General features: G+C 76.0%; 1 protein-coding gene. It reads right to left on the bottom strand.

Annotated elements, in window-relative coordinates:
* A partial coding sequence (locus ABZ497_RS35825; protein ID WP_359812082.1) for an SDR family NAD(P)-dependent oxidoreductase occupies nt 1-10322 on the bottom strand: 10322 nt, incomplete at both ends.

Here is a 10322-nt window from a genome sequence, read left to right as displayed (position 1 = left end):
AACCGCTCGTCCAGCGCCTCGCAGGCCGCGTCGAAGGCCTCGGCGAACACCGGGTACCGCTCGGCCAGCTCCCGGCCCATCCCGACCCGCTGCGACCCCTGGCCCGGGAACACCAGCACCGTCCGGGCCTGGCCACCCCCGGTCACGACACCGGCGGCGGACTCCCCGCGCGCCAGGGCGCTCAGCCCGGCCAGCGCCTCCTCCGGCGAACCCGCCAGCACCACCGCGCGCTCCGACAGCAGCGCCCGCTGCGCCAGCAGGGCGGCGGCGATCTCCGCCGGCCCCGCCCCGGACGTCTCGACGAAGGGCGCCAGCCGGTCGGCCTGCCCGGCCAGCGAGCCCGCGCTCTTCGCCGACAGCACCAGCGGGACCACACCCGTCGGCGCGACGGCGGGCCGCTCCACCGCGTTCTCCTCCGGCACCTGCTCCAGGATCAGGTGTGCGTTGGTCCCGCTCAGCCCGAACGAGGAGACGCCCACCCGCCGGGGGCGTCCGGTCTCCGGCCACTCCCGCGCCTCGGTCAGCAGTTCGACGGCGCCCGCCGTCCAGTCCACCTGCGAGGACGGCGCGTCCACGTGCAGGGTGGGCGGCAGCACGCCGTGCCGCAGCGCCTGGACCATCTTGATCACACCGGCCACGCCGGAAGCCGCCTGGGTGTGGCCGATGTTGGACTTCAGCGAGCCCAGCCAGAGCGGCCGCTCCGGGTCGCGGCCGCGCCCGTAGGTGGCCAGCAGCGCCTGCGCCTCGATCGGGTCCCCCAGCACGGTGCCCGTGCCGTGGCCCTCCACCGCGTCGATGTCGGCGGTGGACAGGCCCGCGTTGGCCAGCGCCTTGCGGATCACCCGCTGCTGCGAGGGACCGTTCGGCGCGGTCAGACCGTTGGACGCGCCGTCCTGGTTCACCGCGCTGCCGCGGACCACCGCGAGCACCCGGTGCCCCTTGCGCCGCGCCTCCGAGAGGCGCTCCAGCACCACCACGCCCGCGCCCTCGGCCCAGCCGGTGCCGTCCGCCGCGTCCGCGTAGGACTTGCACCGGCCGTCCGAGGCCAGACCGCGCTGGCGGGAGAACTGCACGAACGCGCCGGGGCCGGTCATCACGGCCGCGCCGCTGGCGAGGGCCAGCGAGCACTCACCGGTCCGCAGCGCCTGCGCGGCCAGGTGCATCGCCACCAGGGACGACGAGCAGGCCGTGTCCACGGTGACCGCGGGGCCCTCGAACCCGAACACGTAGGACACCCGGCCCGAGGCCACGCTGCTGCCGGCGCCGGTCGTGACGAAGCCCTCCAGCTCGGCGGGCACGTCGCTGCCCGAGCCGTAGCCCGCGCCCATCAGACCGGAGAAGACGCCGACGTCGGTGCCCTTGAGCGTGGCCGGGTCGATGCCCGCCCGCTCCAGCGCCTCCCACGAGGTCTCCAGCAGCAGGCGCTGCTGCGGGTCCATCGCCAGCGCCTCGCGCGGCGAGATCCCGAAGAAGCCCCCGTCGAACAGCGCCGCCTCGTGCAGGAAGCCGCCCTGGTCCACGTAGGAGGTCCCGGCCTTGTCCGGGTCCGCGTCGAAGAGGCCGTCCAGGTCCCAGCCGCGGTCGGACGGGAAGCCGGACATCGCGTCCCGGCCCTCGCTGACCAGCCGCCAGAGGTCCTCGGGGCTCGCCACACCGCCGGGCAGGCGGCAGGCCATGCCGACGATCGCGATCGGCTCGTCGGGGTCGGCGAGCACGACCGCCGGCGCCGCCGCGCCGGTCTCGGCGGCCACGTGGCCGAACTCCTCGTGCAGGTGCCGGGCGAGGGCGAGCGGGGTCGGGTGGTCGAAGACCACCGTCGCGGGCAGCTTCAGACCGGTCGCCTCGCGCAGCCGGTTGCGCAGCTCGACGGAGGTCAGCGAGTCGAAGCCGGAGTCGCGGAACGCCGTGTCGGTCTTCACGCCCTCCGGTCCCGCGTGCCCGAGCACGGTCGCCGCGTGGCCGCGGACCAGCTCCAGCAGCAGCGCCTCCTGCTCGGCCACCGTCAGCCCGGTCAGCCGGCCGGCCAGGCCGGCCGTACCGTCGGCCGCCGCCGACCGCGCGGTCTGCCGGCTCGCCCGGATCAGCCCGCGCAGCAGCGGCGGCACCTCGCGGCCCGCCGCCGCGTCGGCGCGCATGGACCGCAGGTCGAGCTTGATCGGGACGAGCAGCGCGTCGCCGGTGCGCAGCGCCGCGTCGAAGAGGTCCAGGCCTTCGTCCGAGGCCAGCGAACGGCTCCGGCTCCGGCCGGTCCGGGCCTCCTCGGCGGTGTCGAGGTGGGCGGTCATCGCGGTGGCCTGCTCCCAGAGGCCCCAGGCCAGGGACATCGCGGGCAGGCCGTCGGCGCGGCGCCGGTGGGCGACCGCGTCCAGATAGGCGTTGGCCGCCGCGTAGTTGCCCTGACCGGCCGAGCCGAAGACCCCGGCCGCCGACGAGAACAGCACGAACGAGCGCAACTCCGGCGCCAGTTCACGGGTCAGCTCGTCCAGGAGCCGCACCGCGGTCACCTTCGGGGCGAACACACGGGCCAGCCGCTCCGCCGTCAGCGCCCCGAACACCCCGTCGTCCAGCACACCCGCGGTGTGCACCACACCCGTCAGCGGATGCTCGGCCGGCACGGCGGACAGCAGCTCCGCCATCGCCGCCCGGTCGGCGACGTCACACGCGGTGACGGTCACCGTCGCGCCCAGCGCGGTCAGCTCGGCCGCCAACTCCGTTGCACCCTCGGCCCGCAGGCCGCTCCGGCTGACCAGCAGCAGATGCCGGACCCCGTGCCCGGTGACCAGGCGCCGGGCCAGCAGGCCGCCGAGGGTGCCGGTGCCGCCGGTGATCAGGACGGTTCCCTCGGGGTCGAACGCCGCGGCCTCGTCGGCCGGGGCCGCGGCCCGGGCGATCCGGGGCACGTACATCGTCGTCCCGCGGACCGCGACCTGCGGCTCGTTGGTGCCCAGCACGGCGGCGAGCACCGGTTCGACGTCCGTCCCGGGGGCGGCGTCGGTGTCGAGCAGCACGATCCGGTCCGGGTTCTCCGCCTGCGCGACCCGGATCAGACCCCAGACCGCGGCGCCCGCCGGGTCCGTCACCGCAGCCTCGCCACCGGCGGGCACCGCACCCCGGGTGACCACGACCAGCCGCGCCGCGTCCAGCCCCCGGGTGCTCAGCCAGGCCTGGACGACGTTCAGCACCCGGGCGGTCAGGCCGAGCACCGCGTGCTCGTCCGGGCCGTCCCCGACCGCGTCCAGGACGACCACGGGGGGCACGCCCGAGCCGTTGGTCAGCATGGCCACGTGGTCCGGCGAGGCCACCGGCACCCAGGCCGGCGGGAGTTCCAGGCCCGGAGCGGTACCGGTGGGCAGCTCCGTCCACTCCACCCGGAACAGCGCGTCGCGGCCTTCGTCGCCGCCCGCGCTGCCCAGCTGGTCGGCCGAGACGGCACGCGAGACCAGCGAACGGAGCGTCAGGACGGCTCCGCCGGTCTCGTCGGCGGCCTCCAGCGCGAGCGTCTGCGCGTCGGACCGCACCAGGCGCACCCGCAGCGCCGAGGCACCGGCCGCGTGCAGCCGCAGCCCGTTCCAGCCGAACGGCAGGTGCACCTCGGACTCGTCGCCCGCCCGGTTCGCGCCCGTCGGGTCCCCCAGCGCCACGTCCAGCATGACGGGGTGGAGGGCGGCGTCGAGCAGCGCGGGGTGGATGCCGAACCGGCCGGCGGCGTCCCGCTGGTCCTCGGGCAGGGCGACCTCGGCGAACAGCTCCTCGCCGCGTCGCCAGACCGCCCGCACGCCCTGGAACACCGGCCCGTAGCCGTAACCGGCTTGGGCCAGCAGCTCGTAGCCGCCGGTGACACCCAGCTGCTCCGCGTCGGCGGGCGGCCAGGCGGTGAAGTCGAACGCGGGACCGCCGGCGTCCGAGGTCGCCGTCAGGGTGCCGGTGGCGTGCCGGGTCCAGGCGTCCGCGCCGGTGTCCTCGGCCGCGTCCTCGCGGACCGAGTAGATGCCGACACTGCGGGCGCCCGCCCCGTCGGGGCCGCCGACGGTGACCTGGACCCGCACGTTGCCGTGCTCGGGCAGGACCAGTGGGGCCTCGATCACCAGCTCGTCCAGCGTGCCGCAGCCGACCTCGTCACCGGCCCGTACCGCCAGCTCGACCAGACCGGTGCCGGGCACCAGCACGGCGCCGCCGACGGCGTGGTCGGCCAGCCAGGGGTGGGTGTGCAGGGAGAGCCGGGAGGTGCAGAGCACGCCGCCCGTCTCGGGTACCTGGACCACCGCGCCGATCAGCGGGTGGTCGGCGGTGGCCTGGCCGAGCGAGGCCGCGTCGGTGGCCGGGGAGGTCCGCAGCCAGAAGTGCTGCCGGTCGAAGGCGTAGGTGGGCAGGTCCACCTGGGCGGTCTCGGCGCCGGCCGGCAGCACGCCCGTCCAGTCCACGGCCACGCCGCGGACGAAGAGTTCGGCCATCGAGGCGAACAGGCGGCGCAGGCCGCCCTCGTCCCGCCGCAGCGTCCCGGTGACCAGGGCCTCGGCCCCGGCCTCGTCCACGATCTCACTGACCGGCTGGACCAGCACCGGGTGCGCGCTCGACTCCACGAACACCGTGTGACCCTGGTCCAACAGCGTCGCGATCGCCGGGCCGAACCGGACCTGACCGCGCAGGTTGCGGTACCAGTACCCGCCGTCCAGCACGCCCGCCTCGTCGATCCACTCGCCCGTGACGGTGGAGAAGAACGGGACCAGCGGGGCCTGGCTGCGAATGTCCGCGAAGGCCTCGCCGAGGGTCTCCTCGATCGCCTCCACATGACGGGTGTGCGAGGCGTAGTCCACCGCCACCCGGCGCACCCGCACGCTGTCGGCTGCCAGCACCTCCAGCGCCTCGTCCAAGGCCTCGGCGTCACCCGCGACCACGACCGAGGCCGGGCCGTTGACGGCCGCGACCTCGACGCGGTCCGCCCAGCGCTCCAGGCGAGTCAGCGCCTCGCTCTCGGAGAGCGCCACCGACGCCATCCCCCCGCGACCGGCGAGGCTCCCGGCGATCACCTGGCTGCGCACCGCCACGATCCGCGCCGCGTCCTCCAACGACAGCGCACCCGCCACGCACGCCGCCGCGATCTCCCCCTGCGAGTGCCCGACCACCGCGTCCGGCACCACACCCACCGACGCCCAGACCGCCGCCAGACCGACCATCACCGCGAAACTCGCCGGCTGGAGCACGTCCACCCGGTCCAGCAGCTCGGCCGGCGCGTCCCCGCGCAGCACCTCCACCAGCGACCAGTCCACCCACGGGTCCAGCGCCGCCGCGCACGCCGCCACCCGCTCGGCGAACACCGGCGAGGCGTCCAGCAGTTCACGCCCCATCCCGGCCCACTGCGAACCCTGCCCCGGGAACACCAGCACCGTCCGGCCCGCACCGGACACACTGCCCGTCACCAACCCCGGCGCCGACTCCCCGCGCGCCAACGCGGCGAACCCCGCCAGCACCTCGGACCGCGAGCCCGCCACCAGCACCGCGCGCTCACCGAGCGCCGCCCGCCGGGTCGCCAGGACACCGGCCACCGCAGCCGGTGAGACCGGCGCGGATGCCTCGACGAAGGCCGCCAGCCGCTCGGCCTGCCCGGCCAGCGAGGCCGTCGAGGCCGCCGACACCACCAGCGGCACCACGGCGTCGGGCGCGGCCCCGACCTCGGCCGGCTCCTCCTCGGGCGCCTGCTCCAGGATCAGGTGCGCGTTGGTCCCGCTCAGCCCGAACGAGGAGACGCCCACCCGCCGGGGGCGGCCGGTCTCCGGCCACTCCCGCGCCTCGGTCAGCAGCTCCACCGCGCCGACCGACCAGTCCACCTGCGGCGTCGGGGCCTCGACGTGCAGGGTGGGCGGCAGCACGCCGTGCCGCAGCGCCTCCACCATCTTGATCACACCGGCCACCCCGGCCGCGGCCTGGGTGTGGCCGACGTTGGACTTGACCGAGCCGAGCCAGAGGGGTGCCTCCCCGTCCCCGCGCCCCTGCCCGTACGTGGCCAGCAGCGCCTGCGCCTCGATCGGGTCGCCCAGTGAGGTCCCCGTCCCGTGCGCCTCCACCGCGTCGACGTCCGAGGCGGCCAGGCCCGCGTTGGCCAGCGCCTTGCGGATCACCCGCTGCTGCGAAGGACCGTTGGGCGCGGTCAGACCGTTCGACGCGCCGTCCTGGTTGATCGCGCTGCCGCGCAGCACCGCCAGGATCCGGTGTCCGTTGCGCCGGGCCTCGGAGAGCCGCTCCAGCACCACGACGCCCGCACCCTCGCCCCAGCCGGTGCCGTCGGCGGTCGAGGAGAACGCCTTGCACCGCCCGTCGGGGGCGAGTGCCTTCTGTCGCGAGAACTCCACGAAGGTGTGCGGCGTCGCCATGATCGTCGCGCCACCGGCCAGCGCCAGCGAGCACTCGCCGGACCGCAGCGCCTGCGCGGCCAGGTGCATCGCCACCAGCGAGGAGGAGCACGCCGTGTCCACCGTCACCGCCGGGCCCTCGAAGCCGAACACGTAGGACACCCGGCCCGAGGCCACGCTCATCGCGGAGCCGGTGGCGGTGAAGCCGCTCAGCTCCGGCGGGATGACGCCGCCGATCCCGTAGCCCTGGGTCATCACGCCGGAGAACACCCCGACGTCCCGGCCCTTCAGCGCGGCCGGGTCGACCCCGGCCCGCTCCAGCGCCTCCCAGGACATCTCCAGCAGCAGCCGCTGCTGCGGGTCCATCGCCAGCGCCTCCCGCGGCGAGATCCCGAAGAAGCCCGCGTCGAAGAGCCCCGCGTCGTGCAGGAAGCCGCCCTGGTCGACGTAGGAGGTGCCGATGTTCTCCTGGTCGTCGTCGAAGAGGCCGCCCACGTCCCAGCCGCGGTCCTCGGGGAAGCCGGACACCGCGTCCCGGCCCTCGGAGACCAGCCGCCAGAGGTCCTCCGGGGTGACCACGCCACCGGGCAGCCGGCAGGCCATGCCGACGATGGCGATCGGCTCGTCGAGGTCGGCCGCGACCACCGTCGGGACGGCGGCAGCGGCGGCGGTGTCGCCGAGCTCCTCGCGCAGGAAGCGGGCGAGCGCGACCGGCGTGGGGTAGTCGTAGACGACGGTCGTGGGCAGGTTGAGCCCGGTCGACTCGCGGAGCCGGTTGCGCAGTTGGACGGAGGTTAGCGAGTCGAAGCCGGCGTCCTTGAACGCCTTCTCCGCCTTGACGTTCGCCGCGCCGGCGTGTCCGAGCACGGTCGCGACATGGGTGCGGACCAGGTCCAGCAGCAGCGTCTCCTGCTCCGCCACCGCCAGCCCGGCGAGCCGGTCGGCCAGCCCGGAGGCGGTCCGGACGGCCCGCCGGCCGACCGGCACCAGGCTGCGCAGCAGGGGCAGGACGCCGCGGCCGGACGCGGCCTCGGCCCGGACGGCGCGCAGGTCGAGCTTGATCGGCACGGTCAGGGCCCGGCCGCCGCGCAGGCCCGCGTCGAAGAGGTCCAGGCCCTCGGCCGGGGCGATCGCCAGGAACCCGCCCCGGTTCACCCGGGTCTGGTCGGCCTCGGTGAGGTGGGCGGCCATGCCGCCGGCCTGCTCCCAGAGGCCCCAGGCGAGCGACGCGGCGGGCAGGCCGTCGGCGCGGCGCCGGTGGGCGACCGCGTCCAGATAGGCGTTGGCCGCCGCGTAGTTGCCCTGACCGGCCGAGCCGAAGACCCCGGCCGCCGACGAGAACAGCACGAACGAGCGCAGCTCCGGCGCCAGTTCACGGGTCAGCTCGTCCAGGAGCCGCACCGCGGTCACCTTCGGGGCGAACACACGGGCCAGCCGCTCCGCCGTCAGCGCCCCGAACACCCCGTCGTCCAGCACACCCGCGGTGTGCACCACACCCGTCAGCGGATGCTCGGCCGGGACGCCGGAGAGCAGTGCGGCCACCGACTCCCGGTCGGCCACGTCACACGCGGTGACGGTCACCGTCGCGCCCAGCGCGGTCAGCTCGGCCGCCAACTCCGGTGCGCCCTCGGCGCCGAGACCCCGGCGGCTCACCAGCAGCAGGTGCCGGACGCCGTGCCCGGTGACCAGGTGCCGGGCCAGCAGCGCGCCCAGCGAGCCGGTGCCGCCGGTGACCAGCACGGTGCCCTCGGGGTCGAACGCGGCGGGCCCGTCGGTCGCGGCGCCGTCGGTGGCGCGGACCAGGCGCGGCGCGGACAGGGCCGCCCCCCGGACGGCGACCTGCGGCTCACCGGTGGCCAGCACGGCGGCGAGGACGGCACCGAGGTCGGTGTCGGCCTCGGTGTCGGTCTCGGTGTCGGTCTCGGTGTCCAGCAGCACGATCCGGTCCGGGTTCTCCGCCTGCGCGACCCGGATCAGACCCCAGACCGCGGCACCCGCCGGGTCCGTCACCCCGGCGTCGCCACCGGCGGGCACCGCACCCCGGGTGCGCACCACCAGTCGGGAGCCTTCGAGGCCGGACGCGGCCAGCCAGGACTGCGCGACCGCCAGCACCCGGCCGGTCAGACCGAGCACCGCGTGCTCGTCCGTACCGTCCCCGACCGCGTCCAGGACCACCACGGACGGCGCGGACGCGCCGTCCGCCGGGGCGGCGAGCGCGGCCACCTCGGCCGCACCGGACAGCACCGTCCACCGCACGGCGGCCGGAGCGGCGGCCGGCGGCAGCTCGGTCCACTCCACCCGGAACAGCGCGTCGCCGCCGGTCGCGCCCGCCGAGGCGGCCAACTGCTCGACGGCGACGGGGCGGAGCGTCACGGAGTCGGCCGCCAGCACGGCGGCACCGGTCTCGTCGGCGGCCTCGAAGGCCAGCGTCCCGGCGCCGAGCCGGGCCAGGCGCACCCGCAGGGCCGCCGCGCCCGTGGCGTGCAGCACCAGCCCGCTCCAGCGCAGCGGCTGCCACAGCCGGTCGGCGTCGGCCGCCACGGTGTCCCGCAGGCCCGGGTGCAGGGCCGCGTCGAGCAGCGCGGGGTGGATGCCGAAGCGGTCGGCCTCGTCGTGCTGGTCCTCCGGCAGGGCGACCTCGGCGAACAGTTCCTCGCCGCGCCGCCAGAGCGCCCGCAGGCCCTGGAACGCCGGGCCGTAGGCGTAGCCCTGGGCGACCAGGTCGGGGTAGAGGTCACCGAGGTCGACCGGCTGCGCGCCCGCCGGGGGCCATGCGGTGAAGTCGAACTCCGGGCCGTCGGCGTCCTTCGTCGCCGTCAGGGTGCCGGTGGCGTGCCGGGTCCACGCGTCCGTGGCGTCCTCGCGGGCGGAGTACACCTCCACCGTGCGGGCGCCGTGCGCGTCGGGGCCGCCGACGGCGACCTGGACGCGGACCCCGCCGTGCTCGGGCAGGAGGATCGGCGCCTCGACGACCAGGTCGTCGAGGGTGCCGCAGCCGACCTCGTCACCGGCCCGGACGGCCAGCTCCACCAGCGCCGTGGCGGGGACCAGCACGACCCCGCCGACGGCGTGGTCGGCGAGCCAGTCATGGGTGCGCAGGGAGAGCCGGGAGGTGAACACCAGGCCGTCGGACTGCGGCAGTTGGACGACGGCGCCGAGCAGCGGGTGACCGGCGCCGGTCAGGCCCAGGGCCGCCGCGTCGGTCACCGAAGCCAGCATCCGGAGCCAGTAGTGCTCGTGGTCGAAGGCGTAGGTGGGCAGCTCCACCCGGGCGGCGCCGGCTCCGGCGGGGAGGGTCTTCACCCAGTCCACCTCGACGCCCCGGACGAAGAGTTCGGCTACCGCGGCCAGCAGGGTGGGCGCCTCAGGGCGGCCGTCGCGCAGCGCGGCCACCGACACGGCACGGCCGTCGACCGTCTCGTCCACCACACCGCTCAGTGCCGCGCCGGGGCCGAGTTCGACGAACACCGCGCCACCGGGTGCGGCCGCCGTGGCGACTCCGTCGGCGAACCGGACCGGGCGGCGGACATGGTCCACCCAGTAGGCGGGATCGGCCAGTTGGCCCAGGTCGGCGACGCGGCCGGTGACGTTGGAGACGAGGGGGAACCGGGGCTCGTCCCAGGTGACGCCGGTGAGCACGGCGGCGAACTCCGCCATCATCGGCTCCATCAGCGCCGAGTGGAAGGCGTGCGAGACGGTCAGCTGCTTGACCTTGCGGCCTTGTGCCTTCAGGCTCTCGGCGGCCTTCAGCACGGCCGCCTCCTCACCGGAGAGCACCACCGACGACGGACCGTTCACCGCCGCCAGATCAACGCCCGCACCGAGGAGTTCGGCCACCTCGGCCTCGGTCGCGGCGACCGCGACCATCGCACCGCCCGAGGGCAGCGCCTGCATCAGCCGACCGCGTGCGGCGACCACCGCCGCCGCGTCCCCGAGCGAGAGCACCCCGGCCACGTGCGCGGCCGTGATCTCCCC

The sequence above is a fragment of the Kitasatospora sp. NPDC005751 genome (assembly GCF_040630835.1).
Taxonomy (GTDB): Bacteria; Actinomycetota; Actinomycetes; order Streptomycetales; family Streptomycetaceae; genus Kitasatospora.
Note: the sequence above shows the minus strand (reverse complement) of the source record. Positions and strands in the feature narration are given on the sequence as shown.